Annotated in this window: 21 protein-coding genes; 10 read left to right on the forward strand and 11 right to left on the reverse strand. The window is 71.3% G+C overall.

Annotation, left to right across the window (positions count from 1 at the left end; all coding sequences use genetic code 11):
• Window positions 1-12: 12 nt before the first annotated feature.
• The 7 genes from F7P10_RS16545 to F7P10_RS16575 all read left to right on the forward strand — a co-directional run bounded on the left by F7P10_RS16545 (window position 13) and on the right by F7P10_RS16575 (window position 9,520).
• Window positions 13-1,140, forward strand: a complete 1,128-nt coding sequence (locus tag F7P10_RS16545; protein ID WP_151010162.1) for a sensor histidine kinase — start codon at window positions 13-15, stop codon at window positions 1,138-1,140.
• A complete protein-coding gene (locus F7P10_RS16550; RefSeq protein WP_218040545.1) occupies window positions 1,137-1,799 on the forward strand; it encodes a response regulator transcription factor in 663 nt (220 codons plus the stop codon). Before F7P10_RS16545 ends, F7P10_RS16550 begins: the two co-directional genes overlap by 4 nt.
• Window positions 1,800-1,961: 162 nt before the next feature.
• Complete coding sequence (locus tag F7P10_RS16555) at window positions 1,962-2,828, forward strand: helix-turn-helix transcriptional regulator (RefSeq protein ID WP_254716639.1); 867 nt, start codon at window positions 1,962-1,964, stop codon at window positions 2,826-2,828.
• A 74-nt stretch (window positions 2,829-2,902) separates the two neighbouring features.
• Window positions 2,903-4,858, forward strand: coding sequence for an AarF/ABC1/UbiB kinase family protein (locus F7P10_RS16560; RefSeq protein WP_151010163.1), 1,956 nt, complete (start codon window positions 2,903-2,905; stop codon window positions 4,856-4,858).
• A gap of 63 nt (window positions 4,859-4,921) precedes the next feature.
• The gene (locus tag F7P10_RS16565) at window positions 4,922-5,539 is read left to right on the forward strand and encodes an alpha-ketoglutarate-dependent dioxygenase AlkB (protein WP_151010164.1); all 618 of its coding nucleotides are present in this window, start codon (window positions 4,922-4,924) and stop codon (window positions 5,537-5,539) included.
• A gap of 93 nt (window positions 5,540-5,632) precedes the next feature.
• A complete protein-coding gene (locus tag F7P10_RS16570) occupies window positions 5,633-8,629 on the forward strand; it encodes an AAA family ATPase (RefSeq protein ID WP_151010165.1) in 2,997 nt (998 codons plus the stop codon).
• A gap of 102 nt (window positions 8,630-8,731) precedes the next feature.
• Window positions 8,732-9,520 carry a metalloregulator ArsR/SmtB family transcription factor gene (locus F7P10_RS16575; protein ID WP_151010166.1) on the forward strand — a complete coding sequence of 263 codons (789 nt, stop codon included), beginning with the start codon at window positions 8,732-8,734 and terminating at the stop codon, window positions 9,518-9,520.
• Between the two features lie 204 nt (window positions 9,521-9,724).
• Here the strand turns inward: F7P10_RS16575 and F7P10_RS16580 are convergent, their stop codons facing one another.
• The 7 genes from F7P10_RS16580 to F7P10_RS16615 form a co-directional block, all read right to left on the reverse strand.
• Window positions 9,725-10,231 (reverse strand): hypothetical protein, encoded by a 507-nt coding sequence (locus F7P10_RS16580; protein ID WP_151010167.1) that lies wholly within the window; start codon window positions 10,229-10,231, stop codon window positions 9,725-9,727.
• Window positions 10,228-11,157 carry a hypothetical protein gene (locus F7P10_RS42385; protein ID WP_176611503.1) on the reverse strand — a complete coding sequence of 310 codons (930 nt, stop codon included), beginning with the start codon at window positions 11,155-11,157 and terminating at the stop codon, window positions 10,228-10,230. Before F7P10_RS42385 ends, F7P10_RS16580 begins: the two co-directional genes overlap by 4 nt.
• Before the next feature lie 100 nt (window positions 11,158-11,257).
• Window positions 11,258-13,771 (reverse strand): ATP-dependent Clp protease ATP-binding subunit, encoded by a 2,514-nt coding sequence (locus F7P10_RS16590; RefSeq protein WP_151010168.1) that lies wholly within the window; start codon window positions 13,769-13,771, stop codon window positions 11,258-11,260.
• 511 nt (window positions 13,772-14,282) lie between these two features.
• Window positions 14,283-14,609: an Lsr2 family protein gene (locus tag F7P10_RS16595; protein WP_151010169.1), complete on the reverse strand. Its 327-nt coding sequence runs from the start codon at window positions 14,607-14,609 to the stop codon at window positions 14,283-14,285.
• A gap of 948 nt (window positions 14,610-15,557) precedes the next feature.
• Complete coding sequence (locus F7P10_RS44375) at window positions 15,558-16,199, reverse strand: RDD family protein (RefSeq protein ID WP_254716640.1); 642 nt, start codon at window positions 16,197-16,199, stop codon at window positions 15,558-15,560.
• A gap of 17 nt (window positions 16,200-16,216) precedes the next feature.
• Window positions 16,217-17,107, reverse strand: a complete 891-nt coding sequence (locus F7P10_RS16610; RefSeq protein ID WP_151010170.1) for an RDD family protein — start codon at window positions 17,105-17,107, stop codon at window positions 16,217-16,219.
• 4 nt (window positions 17,108-17,111) lie between these two features.
• Window positions 17,112-17,618 (reverse strand): amino-acid N-acetyltransferase, encoded by a 507-nt coding sequence (locus F7P10_RS16615; protein ID WP_368077472.1) that lies wholly within the window; start codon window positions 17,616-17,618, stop codon window positions 17,112-17,114.
• A 503-nt stretch (window positions 17,619-18,121) separates the two neighbouring features.
• Here F7P10_RS16615 and F7P10_RS16620 point away from each other — a divergent pair.
• Window positions 18,122-19,222 (forward strand): C40 family peptidase, encoded by a 1,101-nt coding sequence (locus F7P10_RS16620; RefSeq protein WP_151010172.1) that lies wholly within the window; start codon window positions 18,122-18,124, stop codon window positions 19,220-19,222.
• 206 nt (window positions 19,223-19,428) lie between these two features.
• Here the strand turns inward: F7P10_RS16620 and F7P10_RS16625 are convergent, their stop codons facing one another.
• A complete protein-coding gene (locus F7P10_RS16625) occupies window positions 19,429-19,659 on the reverse strand; it encodes a LuxR family transcriptional regulator (protein WP_151010173.1) in 231 nt (76 codons plus the stop codon).
• 436 nt (window positions 19,660-20,095) lie between these two features.
• Between F7P10_RS16625 and F7P10_RS16635 the strand changes: the two genes are divergently transcribed.
• Window positions 20,096-21,277 (forward strand): LacI family DNA-binding transcriptional regulator, encoded by a 1,182-nt coding sequence (locus tag F7P10_RS16635; protein WP_254716641.1) that lies wholly within the window; start codon window positions 20,096-20,098, stop codon window positions 21,275-21,277.
• A gap of 69 nt (window positions 21,278-21,346) precedes the next feature.
• On the opposite strand, the gene lysX is transcribed toward F7P10_RS16635, so the two are convergent.
• Together lysX and F7P10_RS16645 are read right to left on the reverse strand one after the other, a co-directional pair.
• The gene (gene lysX / locus F7P10_RS16640; protein ID WP_302851471.1) at window positions 21,347-22,837 is read right to left on the reverse strand and encodes a bifunctional lysylphosphatidylglycerol synthetase/lysine--tRNA ligase LysX; all 1,491 of its coding nucleotides are present in this window, start codon (window positions 22,835-22,837) and stop codon (window positions 21,347-21,349) included.
• Entirely contained in the window at window positions 22,834-23,028 is a 195-nt protein-coding gene (locus tag F7P10_RS16645) for a hypothetical protein (RefSeq protein ID WP_151010174.1), read from the reverse strand. Before F7P10_RS16645 ends, lysX begins: the two co-directional genes overlap by 4 nt.
• A gap of 42 nt (window positions 23,029-23,070) precedes the next feature.
• On the opposite strand from F7P10_RS16645, the gene F7P10_RS16650 reads away from it, so the two are divergent.
• Window positions 23,071-23,361 carry a hypothetical protein gene (locus tag F7P10_RS16650; protein WP_151010175.1) on the forward strand — a complete coding sequence of 97 codons (291 nt, stop codon included), beginning with the start codon at window positions 23,071-23,073 and terminating at the stop codon, window positions 23,359-23,361.
• Here the strand turns inward: F7P10_RS16650 and F7P10_RS16655 are convergent.
• Window positions 23,340-24,122, reverse strand: a complete 783-nt coding sequence (locus F7P10_RS16655) for a type III pantothenate kinase (protein ID WP_151010176.1) — start codon at window positions 24,120-24,122, stop codon at window positions 23,340-23,342. The two genes, F7P10_RS16650 and F7P10_RS16655, sit on opposite strands and share 22 nt — an antisense overlap.
• Window position 24,123 lies beyond the last annotated feature (1 nt).

Genomic DNA, 24,123 nt, shown 5'->3' on the forward strand with positions numbered 1-24,123 from the left:
TACGCTCGGGGCATGTCCGACTCGCGGCTGGAACGGTGGGGGACGGCGTGCCTTCTGGGCGTCTGCCTGGTGATCGCGGCCCCGGTGGCGCTCACGGAGCTGGCCGGGGAGCGGCCCACCGCGGGGCCGGTGTGGCTTTGGTGGGCCTGCTACGCGTCCTTCCTCGCGTCGATGTGCGCGCTGTTCTTCTCGCCGCGGCCGGAACCGCTGCTCGGGGTGGTCGCGGCGACGGGCGCCGGGGCCGTGCTGCTCGCGCCCCATGTCGCGTGGACGGCGATCGTGCTCGTCTTCGTCACCGCCCTCGGCGCCCACCTGGCCGGGCCCCGGACCGTCGCGCTGCTGCTGGTCGGCAACAGCGCGGTCGCGGGTCTCGCCGCGGTGCTGCGGGACGGCTCGGTGGCGGACGTGACGCTGTCCGCGGCCATCTACGGGATGCTGCAGGGATCGGCGATCTGGGGCGTGCTGGTCGAGCGGCGGAACGCGGAGACGAGCAAGCGGCTCGCGGTGGTGAACACGGAGCTGCGGGCGGCGACGGAGCTGCTGGCGGAGTCGAGCCGGTCCGGGGAGCGGCTCCGGATCGCGCGGGAGCTGCACGACCTCGTGGGGCACCAGCTGACCGCGCTGGTGCTGGAGCTCGAGGTCGCGGCGCACAAGGGCACGGGGCCGGAGAGGGCGCACGTCGACCGGGCGCGGGGGCTCGCACGGGACCTGCTCGGGGACGTGCGGACGGCGGTCGGGGAGCTGCGCGGACGGACGGTGCCGCTCGATCGGGCGCTGCGGGAGATCGTGGTCGAGTTGCCGCGGCCGCGCGTGCACCTGCATGTGGACGAGGGGGTCGAGCCGGACGAGGCGAGCGCGGCGGCGTTGATCCGGTGCGTGCAGGAGATCGTGACGAACGCGATCCGGCACGCGGAGGCGGGGAACCTGTGGATCGGGGTCGTGCGGGAGGACGGCGACGTGGTGCTGAGCGCGCGGGACGACGGGTGCGGGGCGTCCGTGCTCCGGCCGGGCAACGGGCTCGCGGGGATGCGCGAGCGGGTGGGGCAGCTCGGGGGCGAGGTGTCGTTCGACACGCGGGACGGGTTCGGCGTGCGGGTCCGGGTGCCGTCGGGGGCGGTCCGGATGCGGGCGGCGTCGTGAACCCGATCCGGGTGTGCGTGGTCGACGACCAGACGCTCGTGCGGCAGGGCATCCGGCACCTGCTGGAGCTGTCGCCGGAGGTGACGGTCGCGGCGGAGGCGGCCGACGGGGACGAGGCCCTGCGGGTGGTCGAGGCGGCGGCACCGGACGTCCTGCTGCTGGACCTGCGGATGCCCGGACGGGACGGGATCGCGACGCTGGCGGCGCTGCGGGAGCGGGGCGCCGGCGTGCCGACGCTGGTGCTGACGACGTTCGACGACGACGAGCTCGTCCTGCGGGCGCTGCGGGCGGGGGCGGACGGGTACCTGCTGAAGGACGTGACGCTCGAGGAGCTGGTCGGGGCGATCCGGACGCTCGCGGGCGGCGGTTCGCTGGTGCGGCCGGCGTTGACCGAGCGGCTGCTGCGGGCGGTGCCGCGGCTGCCGGAGCCGATCGACGACCTGCCGCCGCCGCAGCCGCTGACGGAGCGGGAGCTGGAGATCCTGCGGCTGCTGGCGGGCGGGTACGCGAACCGGGAGATCGCGGACGCGCTGCGGCTCGCGGAGGGCACGGTGAAGAACCACGTGTCGAGCCTGCTGGCGAAGCTGGGGGTCCGGGACCGGACGCGCGCGGTGCTGCGCGCCCTCCAGTACGGGCTGCTCACCAGAAATGGATCTTGATAGGGCGGAAATATGGGCGCCCGGTCATTTTGGAACGGTCCCGTACGCCTTCTCGATTTTGCGGAGAACGCGAGAGATAGATACCTCTGACCGGCACTTCCCTGCGGATCGGCCATTGTCTGTGAGAGGCTCTCACGGTCGTCACGAGACAATGGAGATCTTGTGCTGGACATTACGCAGACGGGGCCGACCGCGCTGCGCATGCAGATCGGCGCGCGGCTGCGGCGGTTGCGGGAGCGGAACGGGATCGGATGCGCGGAGGCCGGGCGGGCCGTCCGCGGTTCGGCGTCCAAGATCAGCCGGCTGGAGCTGGGACGGCACGGGTTCAAGGAACGCGACGTGCTCGACCTGCTCGACCTCTACGGCGTGCTCGACGCGGCGGAGCGGGAGACGCTGCTCGAACTCGTCCGGGAGGCCAGGCGGCCGGGCTGGTGGAGCGCGTACGGCGACGCGGTGCCGGGCTGGTTCGAGCAGTTCCTCGGGCTGGAGCAGTCGGCGACGACGATCCGGAACTACGAGGTGCAGTACATCCCGGGCCTGCTGCAGACGCGCGAGTACGCGCGGGCGGTCATCGCCCTCGAGCACCACGACGCCCACCACCACGGGCTGGACCGGCGGCTGACCGTCCGGATGAAGCGGCAGGACATCCTGCACCGCCCGGTCGGCGCGACGACGCTGTGGGCGATCATCGACGAGGCGGCGCTGCGCCGTCCGATCGGCGGGCCGGCGACGATGCGCGGGCAGATCGCGCACCTGATCGACGTCGCCGAGCACCTGCACAACGTGAACGTCCAGGTCCTGCCGTTCTCGGCGGGCGGGCACCTGGCGCTCGGCGGGCCGATCACGATCATGCGGTTCGCGCAGTTCGAGCTGGACGACGCCGTCTACCTCGAGCAGCTCACCGGGGCGCGGTACCCCGAGGGGAGCGAGGCGTCCCGCTACCAGGAGATCATGGACCTGCTGGCCGTCCGCGCGGCGCGCCCGGCCCGGACGGTCGCCTTCCTGCGGGACCTGCTGACCGAGTTCTGACTCCCCCGCCGGTAGTGGCCGGATCGTCCGGAGGCGGGAGGGTTCGCGGGGATGCCGCCGCTAATGTCGCCCGCATGGATTCCGCCGCGACGATCCTGGCGTTCGCCGCCGGGACGCTGATCAACACCCTGGCGCTGGCCTTCGGCGCCCGGCGGCTGCTGAACATGCGCTTCTCGCTGTTCCGGACGGTCGTGGCGGGCGCGGCGGGCCAGGCGGTCGCAGGCCCGGTCGGGGCCGCGCTGCTCGCGGGGATCGATCCGGGCCGCCAGGTGACGGCCGCGCTGTGGTTCGTGGTGCTCGCCTTCGCGTGCGCGGTGCTGGTGTCGATGACCGTTCTGGTGCTGTGGGAGGCGTTCGTCCCGACGGGGTCGATTCCGTCGCCGCTGTACTGGTTCGGCAGCATCCGGTCGCGGATCTCGCGAACGCGGCGGTACTGGCAGATCTCGTTCATCTTCCTCCGCCACGGCTTCGGCCCGTACCTGCGCGGACGCGCGAAGCGGGAGCCGTCCACCGGGAACGAGCGGGCGCGGCTGGCCCGGTCACTGACGCTGGCCCTCGAGCAGGGCGGCGTCGCGTTCGTGAAGCTCGGGCAGGTCCTGTCGACGCGGCGGGACGTGCTGCCGCCGGAGTTCGTCGCCGAACTCGGACGGCTCCAGGACCGCGCGGCGCCCGTCCCGTGGGAGCGCATCGAGCGGGTCGTCCGGGACGAGCTGGGCGCGGCGCCCGAGGAGGTGTTCGCGGAGTTCGACCGGACGCCGCTGGCGGCGGCGTCGGTGGCGCAGGTGCACACGGCGCGGCTGCGGTCGGGCGAGGACGTCGTGGTGAAGGTCCAGCGGCCGGGCATCCGGACGGTCGTGGAGCGCGACCTCGACATCGTCGGGCGGCTCGCGCGGACGCTGCACCAGCGGGCCGGCTGGGCGCGGGGGTTCGGCGTCGTCGACCTCGCCGACGGGTTCGCGGTCGCGCTGCGGGAGGAGCTCGACTTCCGGGTCGAGGCGCGGAACATGGCGTCGGTCGGGGCCGCGCGGGGCACGGACGTCCTGGTCCCGCGCCCGTTCGACGACCTGTGCACCGGCCGGATCCTGGTGATGGAGCGGCTCGCGGGGACGCCGCTGAGCCAGGCGGGCCCGCTGCTGGACGCGCGCGGGACGGACCGGTCGAAGCTCGCGCAGGCGCTGCTGGACACGGTGCTGCGGCAGATCGTCGTGGACGGCACGTTCCACGCCGACCCGCACCCCGGCAACATCCTGCTGCTCGACGACGGACGGCTCGGCCTGATCGACTTCGGCTCGGTGGGCCGCCTCGACGCCGAACTGCGCACCTGCCTGCAGCGGCTGCTGCTGGCGATGAACCGCGGGGACACCGTGGGCGTCACCGACGCGTTCCTGGAGATGGTCGCGCGTCCGGACGAGCTGGACGAGCAGGGGCTCGCGCGGGCGCTCGGCGCGTTCATGACCCGGCACCTCGGACCGGGCAGCGCCCCCGACATGACGATGTTCACCGACCTGTTCCGGCTGGTCGCGCGGTTCGAGCTGGCGGTGCCGCCGGAGATCGCGGCGGTGTTCCGGGCGCTGGCGACGCTGGAGGGCGGGCTGACGGAGCTGGCGCCCGGCTTCGGCATCGTGGCGGAGGCGCAGTCGTTCGGCGAGACGTACCTGCGCGAGCGGCTGCGGCCGTCGTCGCTGCAGGAGGCGGTGACCGACGAGGTGATGGGCATGCTGCCGATGCTGCGGCGGCTCCCGCGCCGGCTCGACCGCATCACCGCGGCGGCGGAGGCGGGCCGGCTTACGCTGAACGTGCGGCTGTTCGGCGACGAGCGCGACCGCCGCACCGTCACCGGCCTGCTGCAGCAGGTGCTGCTGACGATCCTCGCGTCGACGGCGGGGATCATGGCGGTGATGCTGCTCGGGCTGTCCGGCGGCCCCGCGATGGGACCGGACGTCTCCCTCTACCAGTTCCTCGGCTACTGCATGCTCGTGGTCTGCTCCGTCCTCGCGCTGCGGGTGCTGGTGGTGATCTTCCGCAGGTGACGCCGCCGGCCCGCCCGGCGACCTTCGAACAGACGTTCGCCACGAGCGGGTACGGTGGTGGGCATGTTCCAAGGGTCGCTGCTGGACTTCACGGACGGGACGGGCCCGCGGCCGCTCGCCGAGGCGCGGCGCACGGAGCTGTCGCACGGCGCGTGGATCGACGTGCTCCCCGGCTGGATCCCGGGCGCGGACGCGCTGTTCGAGCGGCTGCTGTCGTCCGTCCCGTGGCGGGGCGAGCGGCGGCGGATGTACGAGCGGGTCGTCGACGTCCCGCGCCTGCTCGCGTTCTACGACGAGGGCGCGCCCCTCCCCGACCCGGTGCTGGCCGACGCGAGGGCCGCACTCGACGCGCACTACGCGTCCGAGCTGGGCGAACCGTTCCGGACGGCCGGGCTGTGCCTGTACCGGGACGGGCGCGACAGCGTCGCCTGGCACGGCGACACCATCGGGCGCGGCGCCACGCACGACACGATGGTCGCGATCCTGTCGGTCGGCGCGCCGCGCAGCCTGCTGCTGCGCCCCCGCGGCGGCGGGCGGACGCTGCGCCGCGAGCTCGGGCACGGCGACCTCATCGTGATGGGCGGCAGCTGCCAGCGGACGTGGGAGCACGCGATCCCGAAGAGCGCCCGCGCGACCGGCCCCCGCATCAGCGTCCAGTTCCGCCCCCGCGGCGTCCGCTGAGCGGCGTCCGCCGAGCGAACCGGAGCGGTATCGCCCCGCATCTCAACGGAGTGGCACCATGGCGGTAGTCCGTGATTTCCGTAAGGAGGGGCGTTGCTGCGTCTGGTCGTGTCACAGACCTCCCCCCGGGCGTTCCGCAGCGTTTTGGACGCGCTGCAGGCGACGGCGCACCAAGCCGCGGCGGGGCGGCACATCCTGATCGAACCGGGGCAGTACCCCAACACGGGTTTCCGCAGCTCCAGCGACTTCGTGCTGACCGCGATGGAAGGTCCCGGCACCGTCACGCTGGACGGCGCCACCAAGGCGACGATGGAGCTCACCGGGCACGTCACCCTGCAGGGCGTCACCGTCCGGAACTGGCACGAGGAGGGCTGCGCGCTCGTCGCCGAGGAGGGCAGCGTCCTCGCCGAGGACTGCGTGTTCGTCAGCCGGCGCGGGACGGTCACGGTGCGGGCGTGGCGCGGCAGCAGGCTCGCGCTCAAGAACTGCCGGGTCGAGGACGGCGGGGTCGTGTACGCGTCCGCGACCGGGCTACTGGAGGGCACAACGGTCTCCGGCACCGAGGGCAACGCGGTCGCGCTGCGGATGGGCAGCTCGGTGACCCTGCGGTCGTGCGTGGTGGAGAAGTCGGGCGGCGACGGCGTCTGGGCCACCGAGGGCGCCCGGCCGCTGGTCGAGCAGTGCACGATCGGCGACACCGCCGGATCGGGCATCGTGATCGACGGCCGCGCGGACGTGGCCGTCCGCAACACGGCCGTCCAGGGCTCCAAGAGCGCCTCGCTGGTCGTCCGGGACAACGGCGTCGCCCTCGTCGAGGACTGCCTGCTCAAGGACGCGGGCCAGGAGGCGGTGCGGGTCGCCGAGGGCGGGATGCTCACCGCGATGCGCGTCCGGATGGAGCGCCCGCGCCGGACGGGCGTGCTCGTCCGGGGCGGGACCGGGACGTTCCACGACGGCGAGATCATCGGGCCCCCGCACAACGGCGTCGTCGTGGGCGAGGCCGGGATGGTCTCCTTCCTCCGGGGACGGATCGAGGGCGCGGGCGTCGGCTTCAACGTCCTGGACGGCGGCGCCGGGAGCATCGACGGGACGACCATCAGCGGCAGCGCCGACCAGGGCATCAGCGCGCACCCCGGCGCCGAGCTGGAGGCGCGCCGCTGCACGGTCGCGGACGGGCAGGGCGCGGGCGTCGTCACGTCGCACCGGGCGCAGGTCCGGATCGAGGAACTGATGAGCGTGCGGAACGCCCAGCCCGACACGTTCGACTTCGGCAAGGAGCACGCGACCACGGCGGCGCGGCCGGCCGGGGACGCGGCGCCCGGACGGGGCGGCGCGGACGGCCCGCAGAAACCACGGCCCGTCCCCGACCACGCGCCCGACCGGGGCGCCGGGACCGGGGGGCAGGATCCGGAGACCGCCGAGGAGACCACCGAGGATCTCCTCGCCGAACTCGACACGATGATCGGGCTCGCGGGCGTCAAGCAGGAGATCCGCAAGATCACGAACCTGCAGAAGGTCGCCGAGCAGCGGCGCCTCGCGGGCCTGCCGCCGGGCCCGGTGATCGGACGGCACATGGTGTTCGCCGGGCCGCCGGGCACCGGCAAGACGACCGTCGCGCGGCTCTACGGGCGGATCCTGAAGGCGCTCGGCATCGTCTCGACCGGCCAGATCGTCGAGGTCGGGCGCTCCCAGCTCGTCTCCGAGAACGTCGGCGGCACCGCGCTCAGGACGACGGAGATGTTCACCAAGGCGCGCGGCGGCGTGCTGTTCATCGACGAGGCGTACGCGCTGTCTCGCGCGAAGGACGGCGCCGACTTCGGCCAGGAGGCCATCGACACCCTCGTCAAGCTCATGGAGGACCACCGCGACGAGGTCGTCGTCATCGCCGCCGGCTACACCGCGGAGATGCGCGAGTTCATGAACGCCAACCCCGGGCTCGCGTCCCGTTTCTCCCGCACCGTCGATTTCGAGAACTACAGCCCGTCCGAGCTCGTCGAGATCGTCGAACTGCAGGCGGGCCGGGACGGGTACCGGCTGTCGGACGGCGCGCGCGACGCCGTCCTCGCGCACTTCGCGTCCATGAAGCGCGACGCCGGGTTCGGCAACGGGCGCGCGGCCCGGCGCGTCTTCGAGTCCGCGGTCGAGCGGCAGGCGCAGCGGCTCGCCGAACGGGACGACCTGCCGTCCGGCGACGAGCTGTCCGAGCTGCTCGCCGAGGACCTCGGCGTCGACACCGGGCTCGCCGTCCGGTTCGGGGAGGCGCGCGACTCCGCGCAGGTCCGCGGCGTCCTCGACCGGCTCGACGCGATGACCGGGCTCGACGACGTCAAGCGCGAGATCCGCGACCTCCTCGACGTGCTCAGCGCCGCGCGGCGCCGCCGCGCCGCGGGCCTGGAGGTCGAGGCGTTCACCGGGCACCTCGTGTTCGCGGGCCCGCCGGGCACCGGCAAGACCACCGTGGCCCGGCTCTACGGCGAGCTCCTCGCCGCCCTCGGCGTCCTCGCGCAGGGCCAGGTCGTCGAGGCCGCACGGGTCGACCTCGTCGGCCGCTACGTGGGGCACACCGCGCAGAAGACCGCGAACGTGTTCGAGCGGGCGCGCGGCGGCGTCCTGTTCATCGACGAGGCGTACACCCTGTCGCGTCCGGGCGGCGGCGGGAACGACTTCGGGCAGGAGGCCATCGACACCCTCGTCAAGCTCATGGAGGACCACCGCGACGAGGTCGTCGTCATCGCGGCGGGCTACACCGCGGAGATGGACGGCTTCATCGCCGCGAACCCCGGCCTCGCGTCCCGGTTCGCCCGCACGCTCGAGTTCCGTCCCTACGACGTCCCCGGACTCAGGACGATCTTCCTGGGCAAGGCCGCCGGGGCGGACTACCTCGTCCCCGACGAGACCGTCGAGGCCCTCACGGCGCACCTGGACGCCCACCGCGACCGGTACCGGGACGGCAACGGCCGCGAGATCGACAAGCTCTTCCGCGCCGCCGTCACCGCGCACGCCCGCCGCACCGAGCAGCTCGCGAGCGCCGGTTCCGAGCCCACCCGGGAGCAGCTCTCCACCCTCGCCCCCGAGGACGTCCCCGCCTGACGACCGTCCACGGTTCGGCCCCCGGACCTGGCACGCATTGACATGCAACCATCTGGCTGCCTAAATTGGGCAGCCAGATGGTTGCCTATTGATGGGGACGCGATGGACACGGTGTTCAAGGCCCTGGCCGACCCCACCCGCCGGCGCCTGCTCGACAGCCTCAACACCCGCAACGGGCAGACGCTCCGGGAACTGTGCGCCGGGCTGGACATGACCCGCCAGTCGGTCAGCAAGCACCTGGCCCTACTGGAGGACGCCGAACTGGTGACGCCCGTCCGGCACGGGCGGGAGAAACTCCACTACCTCAACGCGGCCCCCATCAACGCCATCGCCGACCGGTGGATCCGCCGATACGACCGCGAGCGAGCCCACGCGCTCGCCGAGCTCAAGACCGCACTGGAGGAAGACCCCATGAGCGACGACAGTTTCGTCTACACGTCGTACATCAAGACCACGCCGGAGCGCCTCTGGCAGGCCCTCACCGACCCGGCCTTCACCAGCCGCTACTGGGGCGTCACCTTCGAGACCGACTGGGCGCCCGGCTCGGCCATGGTCTGGAACGAGAACGGCCGCAGGACCGCGGACCCCGAACAGGTCGTCCTCGAATCCGACCCGCCCCGCCGCCTCTCCTACACCTGGCACACCCCCACGGCCGAATGGGCCGAGGCCGCAGGGGTGGGAGCGGACGTCCTCGCCAGGCTCCGCGAGGAGAAGCGCACCCGCGTCACGTTCGACATCGAACCGCGCGGCGACATGGTCAAGCTCACCGTCGTGCACGACGGCTTCGAGCCCGGCAGCGTGATGCTCGGCATGGTCAGCGAGGGATGGCCCGAACTCCTCTCCGGCCTCAAGACCCTCCTGGAGACCGGAGACCCGCTCCCGTGGACCTGACCCCGGACACCGCCCGCACACGCGGCAGCCGCCACGGCCGCCGCCCGTCCCCGCTCCCCGGCCGGACGCGCGGACGCCGCGGCGTCCCGGCGCCCCGGCCGGTCGTCGAGCGACGGAACCCGCGACGGCCCTCCTGACCCGGTTGCTCGGCCATTCCGGCGGCACCCGACTCACGGGCACCACCGGGGTGGTCGTCCCGATCCTCTACTGAGCGGACTGCTCCTGTACGGGCCCCACAGCGCGGCGGATCATCTCATCCTCCGAGGGCCCACGCCCGATGTGCCTGTCGAACTCCTCGACCGTCTCGGAGGCCATGGCCCAGGGAATCCACTGCTGCAATTGTCCGAGCCTCTCGCGGGTGTAGAGATAGTCGCGGAGATCGCAGGAGACGGAGAAGCCCTTCACCTCGCTCAGGAGCTCACTCAGCATCGACGCCGCCCCCTGAATACGGGCGACCTCTACACGGTCGCGGAGCCCCATGTCGACGAGGTCTTCCTTGAAGAACACCTCGTCGATCGAGGTCGCGGTCATGGCACGGCGCGTCCACCGCTCAAGCTGCCCCAAATCGGAGCACCCGAGGATGCGCCTGCGCGTCTCCTCGGAGAAGGACACCTCCCGCTCCCGCAAGATGATCAGAAGTGCTTTGGCCGCCCCCCTGGCCTGGTAGCAGCGAGCGAACTCCGACTGCAGCTCATAATCCACGAGGGTCATGACTCGAACAGTTCATCCGTCGAGGTGACCGTCGCCGCGCGCGACACCCACTTCTCCAACTGCTCGAAGTCGGTGCACTGCGTGATGCGCTCGCGCGCCTCCTTGGAGACGCAGACCTTACGGCTCTCCAGCACCAGGAGAATCGCCTTGATCTCGCCCTCGGCCACGCCCTTGGCCTTGCCCCTGGCCTCGCCCTCGGCCACGCCCTTGGCCACGCCCATGGCCTCGTACCGGCGAGCGAACTCCGACTGCAGCTCGTAATCGCTGGACTGCATGTGTTCCTCCAGGAGTTCCCGGGCTACGGATGAAGCTCGTGACAGTGCGTAGTCATTGTACCTGGCCGCGTTATCGACGCCCCACGCCTCTCTCGCTTGGCGCATGGCCTTGACATAGCCGTCCTTGACGGCGCCCTGGTTCGGGCCTTCCACGTGAGCGCCGGCGCTGAGGATGGCCAGTGCGGGGAATTCGACCGCCTTCTTGGGGTCGGTGACCGGTGGCAGCGCTCCGGGGTGGCAGGTCAGCGGCCTGAGGATCCAGTCCGGGTGCCCCGTGCGGATCGGCTCTGCGCAGGCGCGGGCGACCTGTTCGTTCGGGCAGAAGACGAGCAGGATCGTGTCGCACCTGTGGCGCAATCGGAAGTTCGTCAGGTACGCGGGCCAGCTGAAGTTCTTCTCGGGATCGTGCCGCAGCTGCGACTCCGTGATGATTCCCAGGGACGGCTTCTCCGGGTCACCCAGGAGGACGGTCGCGTCGCAGCGGAGTTCCTGCGGTTGGAATGCGCTATAAGTCTCCGATGTCAGGCTTGCGTGGATCTCGTCGGGGATCCACGGGATGTCCTCGTTGCCGAACGAGCGGAGCAGTTCGGCAACGAGAGTCGGCTGGTGGCGCACCATCTCCAGTGGGAGCTCATGGTCGTTCGATGGCATGTTCGAAGACTAGCGGTTACCATCAAGTCACATACCGTGTTCGTGAAAGAAAGCCAAAAGGCCCGCACCGCGTGCGGTGCGGGCCTCTAGGGCAGGACGGTCAGTCCTTGTTGAAGTTGACCGCGCCCTCGATCGGGGGCGGGCTGTCGGGGACGGTGGTCGGCTTCGGGACGCCCTTGAAGGTGAACTTCGCGTCCTCGCCGGTGCCCTCGGTGCCCACGATGACGATCTGGCCGGCCTTGAGCTCGTTGTAGAGGATCTTCTCCGACAGCTGGTCCTCGATCTCGCGCTGGATGGTCCGGCGCAGCGGCCGGGCGCCCAGCACGGGGTCGTAGCCGCGCTCGGCGAGCAGGTCCTTGGCCTCCTGGCGCAGCTCGATGCCCATGTCGCGGTCGCGGAGCCGCTCGTCCACCTTGGCGATCATCAGATCCACGATCTGGATGATCTCCTTCGGGGTGAGCTGGTGGAACACGACCGTGTCGTCGACACGGTTGAGGAACTCGGGCCGGAAGTGCTGCTTGAGCTCTTCGGAGACCTTGGCCTTCATCCGGTCGTAGGAGCCCTGCTCGTCGTTCTGCCGGGCGAAGCCCATCGACACGCCCTTGGAGATGTCCTTGGACCCCAGGTTCGTCGTCATGATGATGACGGTGTTCTTGAAGTCCACCACACGCCCCTGCGCGTCGGTGAGGCGGCCGTCCTCCAGGATCTGCAGCAGGCTGTTGAAGATGTCCTGGTGGGCCTTCTCGATCTCGTCGAACAGCACCACCGAGAACGGCTTGCGCCGCACCTTCTCCGTCAGCTGGCCGCCCTCCTCGTACCCGACGTAGCCGGGCGGCGAACCGAACAGCCGCGAGACCGTGTGCTTCTCCATGAACTCGGACATGTCGAGCTGGATCAGCGCGTCCTCGTCGCCGAACAGGAACTCCGCCAGAGTCTTGGACAGCTCGGTCTTACCGACACCCGACGGGCCGGCGAAGATGAACGAGCCGCCGGGACGCTTGGGGTCCTTCAGCCCGGCGCGGGTGCGGCGGATCGACTGCGAGAGCGCCTTGATGGCGTCCTCCTGCCCGATGACGCGCTTGTGGAGCTCGTCCTCCATGCGCAGCAGCCGCGAGGACTCCTCCTCGGTCAGCTTGAACACCGGAATACCGGTCGCGGTGGCCAGCACCTCGGCGATCAGCTCGTCGGTGACCTCGGCCACCACGTCCATGTCGCCGGCCTTCCACTCCTTCTCCCGCTGCGTCTTCTGCCCCAGCAGCTGCTTCTCCGAATCGCGCAGCGCCGCGGCCTTCTCGAAGTCCTGCGCGTCGATCGCCGACTCCTTGTCGCGGCGGACGTCGGCGATCTTCTCGTCGTACTCGCGCAGGTCCGGCGGCGCGGTCATCCGGCGGATCCGCATCCGGGAGCCGGCCTCGTCGATCAGATCGATCGCCTTGTCCGGCAGGAACCGGTCGCTGATGTAGCGGTCGGCGAGCTGCGCCGCCGACACCAGCGCGCCGTCGGTGATCGACACCCGGTGGTGCGCCTCGTACCGGTCCCGCAGGCCCTTGAGGATCTCGATGGTGTGCGCCAGCGACGGCTCGGCCACCTGGATCGGCTGGAAGCGGCGCTCGAGCGCGGCGTCCTTCTCCAGGTGCTTGCGGTACTCGTCCAAAGTGGTGGCGCCGATGGTCTGCAGCTCGCCGCGGGCCAGCATCGGCTTGAGGATGCTGGCGGCATCGATCGCGCCCTCGGCGGCGCCCGCACCCACCAGCGTGTGCAGCTCATCGATGAACAAGATGATGTCGCCCCGCGTGCGGATCTCCTTCAGGACCTTCTTCAGCCGCTCCTCGAAGTCACCGCGGTAGCGGGACCCGGCCACCAGCGCGCCGAGGTCGAGGGTGTACAGCTGCTTGTCCTTCAGCGTCTCGGGCACCTCGCCCTTGACGATCTTCTGCGAGAGGCCCTCCACGACGGCCGTCTTGCCGACACCCGGCTCGCCCACCAGCACCGGGTTGTTCTTGGTGCGGCGCGACAGCACCTGCATGACCCGCTCGATCTCGGAGTCCCGCCCGATGACCGGATCCAGCTTCCCCTCACGCGCCGCCTGCGTCAGGTTCCGGCCGAACTGGTCCAGCACCAGCGACGTGGAAGGAGCCGCCTCCGAAGGCCCGCCCGAAGCGGCCGGCTCCTTGCCCTGGTAACCGTGCAGCAACTGGATCACCTGCTGCCGCACCCGGTTCAGATCGGCGCCCAGCTTCACCAGGACCTGCGCCGCGACGCCCTCGCCCTCGCGGATCAAGCCCAGCAGGATGTGCTCGGTACCGATGTAGTTGTGGCCCAGCTGCAGCGCCTCACGCAGCGACAGCTCAAGGACCTTCTTGGCGCGCGGAGTGAACGGGATGTGCCCCGACGGCGCCTGCTGACCCTGGCCGATGATCTCCTCGACCTGCTGGCGCACCGCCTCAAGACTGATCCCCAAGCTCTCCAGAGCCTTGGCGGCCACACCCTCACCCTCGTGAATCAGACCCAGGAGGATGTGCTCGGTGCCGATGTAGTTGTGGTTGAGCATCCTGGCCTCTTCCTGAGCCAGGACGACAACCCGCCGCGCGCGGTCGGTGAACCTCTCGAACATCTCGTCGCTCCTCACAGAGCGGTTGGGCAGAGTCCGGAACGTCCGGAACTGTCCTTCCGCATGCTAGCCCGCCCCGAGGAGGCCACCCGGTGCACTCCCACCAGGAGACGTTCCCCAGCTAAGCGCTGTTCAGTCTCATCCAACTACCGCATCGGCGCGTCATGTTCCCGCTACGCCCCAAGCGAACGGGGGCTTTCCGCAGGTCGTTCAGGGCGCGGCCGAGACCGGCGATGGTGTGCCTTGACGGCCGGGTCTACCTCGTCGCACCCGTCGTGAAACGTCCGGGACGCTACGCCACAAGCGAACGGACATGTTCGCCCGCCGGAACGAAATCCGGGCCTCGTCCGGGAGCCGGACGGACGTCGTGCGCGTGCGGTCGTAGGTAGAACAAAGCGGCGGCCCGTCGTCTTCCAGGACGACGGCGCGGGCGGGGCGGGCGGAACGACGGCGCGGGCGGGGCGGATGCGAACGGCCCGCCCCGCGGACGGAGGCGGGCCGCCGGCCGGCGCGATCAGTGGGCCGCCTCGTACTTTTCGATCACGTGGGCGGGGATGCGGCCGCGCTCATTGACCTTGATGCCATTGTTCTTGGCCCAGGTCCGGATCTCGGCGCTGCGCTCACGGCTGGAGGCGCCCCGCTGGCGCCGCTTGTTGCGGCTGACAGTGCCCGCCTTGCGCGCCTTCTCCATGAACGGCTGCAGGGAATCCCGCAGCTTCTTTGCGTTGGTGTCGCTCAGATCGATCTCGTAGGAGGCGCCGTCGAGCGAGAACGTCACGGTCTCGTCCGCCTCACCACCGTCGAGGTCGTCGAGGAGAAGCACCTGAACCTTCTGTGCCATGAGGACAGACCTTTCGCTGGAGCAAACTGCATTGGTTGACAAAGATATACCGCGATGTACGTGGATGACAATTCAACACTCGCGATGAACTCTCCTTCCCCCCTGGTAACTCATCGTAATCACCCTCGAGCGAATCCGGGACGGCACGGGTCGGCGGCCCGCCACGGGACGGGCAGGGCCGTATGAATTTGCGCGCGACCGCCCGGCTCGCCGGATTTCGGGCGTGACCGGCGTCACTGCCCACCCACGCCTACCTGGGGGGTTGGCCGAAGCTATGTGGACGCCCCGGGCCCGCGACGCTGCGGGCGAGGGGGCGGAAAAGGCTCTGCCGGGGACCTTAACAGGTACGGCGCACCGACATCGCCCAGCACCGATTAACCCTGGCGTAACGGCACTAACCGCACCCCGGAGGGAAAGCGCGGAGCCCCGGCGGCCCCGGCGCGGACGAGGCTTACCGCCCGTCACCGGCACATGTCGCTCGATAACGTCGCGAGGGCCGCGGACGAAAATCGGTTGCCTCGCGCGGGGAGGCGAAGTCCGCGTGCCGTGGCGGCGCCGAAGCACGGTGGCTGCTTCCTCATCACGAAATCGGTGGATAAGCGACACAATCCCGCTGGCGGCCCCACTTCCATGGGCCGCTCGACTGCCCCGGCGAGCCCATCCCAAACCGGAGGGCTCATCCGGGAGGAGGACAGATCCGCCGCGATTCGCGGCCGTAACCCGGCGAGCTGGGATTCGCCCACCGAACGGGCACGTCCGAAACGGGATGCGACACTCCCCAAAACCCGCGGACGGCGGCAGTTGTGCGGTCGATGGTCCGTGGAAGGAGCGCGGTGGGGAGCCACCGAACGGACCGCCGGGCCCGCCGGGGGGCCGTTGCGAAGGCTGCGGGACGGCCGTACGTGCGCGAAGTGCGCGAAGTGCGTCCGCGGGCGCCTGAGAGGCCCGTCAGAACGTCGCGGAACCGGCGCCCGGGAGTTTCACCACGACGGTGCCCGCGAGCCTGTCGTGCAGCGCCTGGCGGCTCCGGCCCTCGTACAGCAGGCCCGCGTTCGCGACCCAGAACACCCCGGCGAGCAGTCCGGCGACCGGAACGGGCCGCGCCACGATCGGAACCGCGTAGACCGCGGCCCGGAGCCCGCCGCGCAGGGCACCGAGCCGGGCGAGGTCCGCCGCGGGCGCCGGTTCCGCCTCGGGCGCGGGTGCCGGACGTTCGCCGTCCGGGGCGTCGCGGCCGGTCGGGCCGTCGCGGCCGTCCGGGGCGTCGCCGGCCGGGGCGTCCTCGTCGTGCCAGACGAGGACGGCCTCGGCCCGCACGGCCTCGGCGCGGACGACCTCGATGCCGGCGAAGCGCTTGCCGGGCGTCCGGCCCCACAGCGCCAGCTGGACGGCCTCGTAGACGAGCAGGCAACCGGCGATCGCGGGCGGGGCGACGAGGCCGAGGGCGGCGCCGGACACCGTCTCCCGGACGACGAGCATGATGGGCACGCCGACGATCAGCGTGTCGACGATGCGGGCGAGGAGACGCTGCCCCGGTTCGGCGAGCAGCCGCACGGGCGGTTCCTCGGGTGCGGGCCGCGACGTCGCCATCGCCGTCGTCCCCCGCTCTACCGCGCGAACTGGGTGGTCTCGCCGGCCCCGTGGTCGTCGTCGCCGTGGCCGTGGTCGTGGTCGCCGTGGTCGTAGAGCGCGCGCTCGTCGATGACCAGGGTGTTGGAGAAGCGGTCGTGCAGGGCCTGGTGCAGGGGCTGGTCCCAGATGGCCCAGAGATGGGCCATGACCATGCCGATCCAGACGAGGAGCATCCCGTAGGCGAAGTAGCTCCACACCATCACGGCCAGCGCGAGGAAGAAGAACACCCCCAGCTGGTACGCGATGTGCGTGATCCCCGCGCGCCAGACGCCCTGCGTCGTCGTCAGCGGCTCCCCTTCGGGGCGCGCCTGGACGACGCCGATACCGAGGAGACGCTTCCCCCACGTGCGTCCCCACATGGACAACTGCACGGCCTCGTAAATGAACGGCAGAACGGACAGCACGCAGAACAGCGTGAAGATGATCGGCCAGTTCCAGATTCCGCCCTCGTCGTCGGCCGTGCTCCCGGGGCGGTCCAGGCCGAGCACGCCGACGACCACCGGCAGGACGAGCGCGAACCCGAACACCGCGACGATCGAGTTGTCGATGACGCGCGCTCCGGCACGCCGGAGAATGGGGGCCAGCGGCACGCCGCCGTACGAGTCGGCGTGGGACGGCGCCCCGTATCCGGGGTCGTAACCCGCGTCGTAGCCGCCGCCGTAGGACGGCCCCTGTCCGGGCTGCTGCTGCCACTGCTGCTGCTGGGGTTGCTGCTGCCACTGCTGTCGCGCCGGGGGGCGCGCGGGCTGCTGGGGCTGCTGCGGTTGCTGCTGCCACTGGGGACCCTGGTACGAGGGTGGCGGGCCGTAGGACCCCTGTCCCTGGGGCGGCTGGTACGGCCGTCCGCGATGGGGGGATTCGCTCATTCGGTCAGTCCTCCAGGCGGAGCAACATCCGGGTGTTGCCCAACGTATTCGGCTTCACCCTGTCGAGGTCCAGGAACTCGGCCACGCCTTCGTCGTACGAACGCAGAAGCTCCTCGTACACCTCTGGCGACACCGGAGTCCCCAGAAGCTGCCGGAAGCCGTGACGGGCGAAGAACTCAACTTCGAAGGTAAGGCAGAACACCCTCCGGACGCCGAGTTCCCGTGCCGTCTGGAGCAACCGTACGACGATCCGGTGCCCGATGCCGCGCCCGCCGTACTCCTTCTCCACCGCGACCGAGCGGACCTCCGCGAGGTCCTCCCACATCACGTGCAGGGCACCGCAGCCGATGACGCGGCCGCCGGCCTGCACGTCCTCGGCGACCCAGAACTCCTGGACGTCCTCGTACAGCGTCACCGCGGTCTTCTTCAGCAGGCGCCGCCCCGACCCGGCGTACATGTCGACCAGGCGGCGGATCTCCTTGACGTCGGCGGTGCGCGCACGCCGGATCACGACTTCCACAAACAGGCGACATTACCCAACGTCGCGCCCCGGTTCGGCGCCCGAGGCGGCCCCTGGACGCCCGCCGGGGCGCTTGCCGGGACGGGCGCCGGGACGGTGCTGCGCGGGCGCGCGGTGATCCCCGACGCCCGCACCGCGCGCTCGTCCGTCCCGCGACACGGCCTTGACCTGCGTCTTCGCATGTTCTTGTTGGCATCCGATACGGGTTCCGTTACTGTCCTGCGCTGATGTCGGCCCGCCGCAGGACGGGCCGGCCCGCCGCGTCCGAGGGCCGTTCACCGCTCCGGACGGCCGGGTTTCCGTTTTCGGGAGCGCCCGGGGTCGTGTTCCCGGAGGCGCCGCACCGTCAGGGTGATTCCACCGACCGCGTGGACCGTTCCGCGAGCAGTGCGGACGGCCGCGCCGGCACCGGGCCGCCGCCCGTGCCGTCGTCCAGGGTCGCCGCCGTCCAGGGCCGTCACCCGCCCCGGCAGGCGACGAGGAGAGGAGATCGCATGGAGCACTCGCGGCCCGCGTCCCGATCGCGGCGCGCCCGTGTCACCGCGCGTTCCGCCGCCCGCGCCACCGGACGGCCCGGCGACCGGCCCGGCGGACGTTCCGGCGGACGTTCCGGCGGACGTTCCGCCGCGCTCGTCCTGGGCCGTGCGGCCACCGTGGCGGCCGCGCTCACCGTCGTCTCCGTCGCGCCGCACGTCGCCGTCCCGGAGCGGGGCGCGGTGGCACACGCCGACCCGTCGCCCGGCGCCGGCGACCTCACCTCCGAGGCGTTCCGGCTGGCCGACGAGTTCGAGAAGCTCACCGAGGAGTACAACCGCCTCCGGGTGAAACTGGAGCAGTCGGAGCAGGCCGCCGCGGTCTCCAAGGCGGACGCCGGGAAGCAGCGCGCGGCGTTCGAGGCGCTGCGCGAGAAGATCGGACGCCTCGCCGCGGCCCGCTACATGCGCGAGGGCAGCGACCCCGCGGTCACGTTCGTCGCGTCCCAGGACCCGCAGGCCGTCCTCGACCGGGCCGCCACGCTCGACTTCTTCGCCGAGCAGCAGAGCACCGAGGTCGTCCAGTACATGCGGGCGATGCAGTCCGCGGAACGCTCGCGCAAGGCGGCCGAGCAGCGCGCCCGGCAGGCGTCCGGGCTGAAGAAGCAGGTCGAGGCGCAGCGCGCGAAGGTCACCCAGGAGTACGAGAAGATCCGCGGCCAGGTGATCAGAAAGGCTCCGGAGAATCTCGCCGAGCTACCGGTGGTCGGCACCGGCAAGGCGGCGCGCGCGCTGCGGTACGCGATGAGCAAGCTGGGACGTCCGTACGTGTGGGGTGCGGAGGGCCCGAGCACGTTCGACTGTTCAGGCCTGACGATGTGGGCCTACGGCCAGGTCGGCGTCCGTCTGCCGCACTACACCGGCAGCCAGTACAACTCGGGCGTGCACGTGTCCCGGAGCGAGCTGCAGCCCGGCGACCTCGTGTTCTTCCATTCCGACCTGCACCACATGGGCATGTACGTCGGCGGCGGCAAGATGATCCACGCGCCGCACACCGGCGACGTCGTCCGGATCGCGGACATGGCGGGACGGCCGTTCGCGGGCGGGGTGCGCGTCGCGTGAACGGCGGAGCGACTTGAACACCGTGCGCGACGTGGACAGCGTCCGCGACGTGAACAACGTCCGCGGCGGCGCCTCCCGCAGGGACCTACCTGTCGGGACGCCGGCGCCGCCGCCGCGGGGTCGGACGGAGTTCGCGTCTGGTGAGTATGCCGCCTGTCTTACCGGTGACGCCCGCCTTCCCCGGACGGGCGCCGTCGTGAGCACCGCTAGATGAGCTGCCTCCGGGCCGCCCACACCACGGCCTCGATAGGGGTGCCGACCTCCAGCCGGTCGCAGATGGTCCGCAACCGGCGCCGCAGGGTCCGCGCGCTCAGTTCCAGCTTGCGTGCCGCCACATCGGCGGTGACACCGCTCGCGATCTGGGCCAGCAGCCGGATCTCCTCCTCGTTCAGCCCGAAATCGTCGGTGCCACGACGTGCGAGTGTGGCCTGTTCCACTCCGTCCTCCCTCGTCCGTGGTGATGACCGCGGGGATGCAGCCGTCCGCTGCACGGGCACGGGTCGGCCTCGTGTACGCGCGTTGGGTTGCCGGGTCCGGAGCCCTCCGGACTAGATCATCAGGTTCCCTTGCTGTCTCACGCGCTTGGCCGGAGGTGGCCGATAGGCCGATTGCGGGGATGTGCGGGGGAACTCCGGGTGACGATTCAGTCGTTGGCCTTCCGGACGACACGGGCTCTGGTCGCCAGCCATCCGCGCCCGTCCCTTCCCTGGACACCGTGATCCCGCCGCAGGCGAAGATCATGAATCGTTTCAAGCTACGCTTCGGCTCGGAACGCTAGGCGGCCGGATCCGGCCCGTCAAGCGCTGGTCAAATGCCTTGCGTGCTCGTATGGTCGCCATGTGTGACGGGCCGTTCGAGCCCGCGCGATAGAGAATGCCGCCACCTGGGAGAACGTCGCCGGGGCGGTTGAGGAGCGAGTTGCCACAGACCAGTATTCGTGAGGTGGCGAAGCGAGCCGGGGTCTCAGTTGGGACCGTTTCGAATGTCCTAAACCGGCCAGACCTCGTGGCCGAAGCCACCCGTGACCGCGTGCGCGCGGCGATCGACGAGCTCGGCTTCGTCCGCAACGAGTCGGCCCGCCGGCTCCGTCAGGGGCCGTACCCGGCCCCGACGGGGCCGGGCGCGGCCGCCGGCGACGGGGCGCCCAAGGGTGCCGCCGACGCCGCCGCCGGCGAGTGCGACGCGTCCGGTGTGGCGGCCGGCGCCGCGTCCGGCACCGCTGCCGGCGCCGCTCCCCGGGAGAGCCGGCGCGCCTTCGGCGTCATCGTCGAGGACCTGACGAACCCGTACGCGAGCGACGTCGCGCGCGGTGCCGAGCTCGCGCTGAACGAGGCGGGGCACGACGCGCTGTGGATCTCCAGCGACCACTCGTCGGACAAGGAGCGGCGCTCGCTGGACCTCCTCGAGGAGCATCGGGTCGCCGGCGCGCTCATCATCCCGGTCGGGCTCGGCCCGCGCCGCATCGCCGAGCTGCGCGCCGCCGGGCTCAGCGTCGTGCTGATCGACCGGGACACCGCCGACGCGTGCACGGCACGGGTCGACCACGTCGCGGGCGGCGAGATCGCGGCCGCGCACCTGCTCGGCGCCGGCTGCGCGCGGGTGACGTTCGTGACCGGACGGCCCGAACCCGACCCGTGCGTGCACCGGCGGGACGGCGCGTCCCGCATGCTCGTCGAGGCCGGGATGGACAAGCCCCCCGTGCTGACGCAGGACGCGCTGAGCATCACCGAGGGACGGGCGGCGGCGGAGCGGATCCTCGCCATGCCGTCGCGTCCCGACGGCGTGTTCTGCGCGAACGACCTGCTCGCGATCGGGCTGATCAACGAGCTGACGCGGCAGGGCGTGCGGGTGCCCGGCGACATCGCGGTCATCGGCTACGACGATATCGAGCTCGCCGCCAGCGCCGCCGTGCCGATCACCACGATCCGGCAGCCGCGCCGGGAGCTCGGCTGGGAGGCCGCCGAGCTGGCCCTCGCCGAGATCCGCGAGGGGGCCTCGCACCAGCACCGGCAGGTCGTCCTGACGCCCGAACTCGTCGTCCGCGACTCCGCCTGACGACGGGTCCGGGCGGCGGCACCGGTTCCGCCGGAACTCGGCCGCGGCACCGGGTCCGCGGGGCTCGGGTCACTCCGGCTTGACCAGCGGGAACAGGATCGTCTCGCGGATGCCCTTGCCGGTGAAAGCCATGATCATCCGGTCGATGCCGGCGCCCATGCCGCCGGTCGGCGGCATCGCGTACTCGAGGGCCCGCAGGAAGTCCTCGTCCAGCTGCATGGCCTCCGCGTCGCCGCCGGCGGCCAGCAGCGACTGCTCGGTGAGCCGGCGCCGCTGCTCGATCGGGTCGACCAGCTCCGAGTAGGCGGTGCCGAGCTCGGTGCCGAACCCGATCAGGTCCCACTTCTCGGTGAGCAGCGGTTCCTCGCGGTGCTGCCGGGTCAGCGGGGACGTCTCCAGCGGGTAGTCCATGACGAACGTCGGCTGGACGAGCGTGTGCTCGATCAGCGCCTCGAAGATCTCCTGGACGAGCTTGCCCTGGCCCCACTTCGGGTCCCGGCCCACGCCGCGCGCGTCCGCGAGCTTGCGGACGGTCTCGATCGGCGTGTGCGGGGTGATCTCCTCGCCGAGCACCTCCGACACGGACCCGTACAGGGTGATCCGCGGCCACTCGGTCACGCCGAGGTCGATCTCCTGCCCGTCGTGGACGACGACCGTGGTGTCCAGCGCGGCGACGACCGCCCGCTGGTACATCCGCTGGGTCAGGTCGGCCATGTCGTTGTAGTCGAGATACGTCCCGTACGCCTCGAGCATCGTGAACTCGGGGTTGTGGGTGGAGTCCGCGCCTTCGTTGCGGAAGTTCCGGTTGATCTCGAAGACCTTCTCGATCCCGCCAACGACGAGCCGCTTCAGGTACAGCTCGATCGCGATCCGCAGGTAGAGGTCCATGTCGTAGGCGTTGATGTGCGTGCCGAACGGCCGCGCCGTCGCACCGCCGTGGACGGGCTGCAGCATCGGCGTCTCGACCTCGAGGTAGCCCTCGTCGTGCCAGAAGTCGCGGACGGCGCGCACGGTGGCGCTGCGGATCCGCGCCATCCGGCGGGCCTCGTCGTTGACGATCAGGTCGACGTACCGCTGCCGCACCCGCGCCTCGGGGTCGGTGAGGCCCGCGTGCTTGTCCGGCAGCGGGCGCAGGCACTTGGAGGTGATCGCGAACCGGTCGGCCATGATCGACAGCTCGCCGCGGCGGGACGTGATGACCTCGCCCTCGACGCCGATGTGGTCGCCGAGGTCGACCTCGCGCTTCCAGAAGTCGAGCTGCTCCTGCCCGACGTTCGCGAGCGACAGCATCACCTGGATCTCGCCGCCGCCGTCGCGGATCGTGGCGAAGCACAGCTTGCCGCCGTTGCGGACGAGCATGACCCGTCCGGTGACGCCGACCCGCTCCCCGGTCTCGGTGCCCGGCTCCAGGTCCGGGTGTTTCTCGCGGACCTCGGTGATGGTCGCCGTGCGCGGGAACGTCACCGGGTAGGGATCGATCCCGCTCTCGCGCAGCCGGTCGAGCTTCTCCCGCCGGACGCGCATCTGCTCCGGAAGGTCATCGAGGGTCTCGTCACTCACGCCTCAAGGCTATCGACCCCGCTCAGTGCCCCGCGAACCGTTCGCCCCGACGCGCCCGCCGCGGCCCGTCCGAGCAGGACCGGGCCGAGGTCGCGGGCCAGGACGGTGGCGAGGGACCGGAACGCCCGCACCGGACCGCTCGGGTCGCCGCGGCGCGTCGCGAGGACGCTGCTGTCCCACGGCGCGTCCACGATCGGGACGTACCGGACACCGGGCCACCGGTAGAAGGCGCGGTGACGGTCGGGATGCCGGCCGCCGCGCTGACGGTCGTGCTGCACGAGCCCGCGCTGACCGCGGCCGCGGCCGTCCCGCTCGGCCTCGGCTACGGCCTCGTGCTGACCTACAGTCTCGGTGAGACGGCCCGCATCGCCGCGCCGGACGAGCCGGCGGGCCTCACGGCCGCCGCGTACGCGGTGATCCGCGCGGGGATGTTCACGCCGCTGCTGCTGACCGTCCTGTCCGCGCTCGCACTGCTGTCCCTGCTGCGGGAGACCGTCGCCCGTCAGGCGGTGTTGCGCTCGTAGATCAGCCGGAGGCCGATGAGCGTGAGCCACGGCTCGAACGCGTCGATGCTGCGGGACTCCTCCAGGACGAGCGGCGCGAGCCCGCCCGTCGCGATGACCGTGACCTCGTCGGGGTCGGCGGCGAGCTCGTCGGCCATCCGCTCGACGATGCCGTCCACCTGGCCGGCGAACCCGAAGATGATCCCGGACTGCAGCGCCTCGACGGTGTTCTTGGCGATCACGCTGCGCGGCCGCACCAGCTCGATCTTGTGCAGTTGCGCGCCGCGCGACGACAGCGCGTCTATCGAGATCTCGATGCCCGGCGCGATCGCCCCGCCGACGTACTCGCCCTTGGCGGAGACGGCGTCGAACGTGGTCGCGGTGCCGAAGTCGACGACGATCGCGGGGCCGCCGTGGGTGTGCACGGCGGCGAGCGCGTTCACGACCCGGTCGGCGCCGACCTCCTTCGGGTTGTCCATCCGGACGGGCACGCCCGTCTTGACCCCCGGCTCGACGATCACCGCGGGCACGTCGCCGTAGTAACGGCGGCACATCTCCCGCATCTCGTGCAGGACGGACGGGACGGTCGAGCACAGCGCGATGCCGCTGATGTCGGTCTCGGCGAGCAGCGGGCTCTGCTGCACCAGGCCCTGCAGCACCACCGCGATCTCGTCGGCGGTGCGCCGCGGATCGGTGTTGATCCGCCAGTGCTCGATCACCTCCTCGCCCTCGAACAGGCCGAGAACGGTCTGGGTGTTACCGACGTCGATGGTGAGCAGCATC

It is taken from the genome of Actinomadura sp. WMMB 499, assembly GCF_008824145.1.
GTDB lineage: Bacteria > Actinomycetota > Actinomycetes > Streptosporangiales > Streptosporangiaceae > Spirillospora.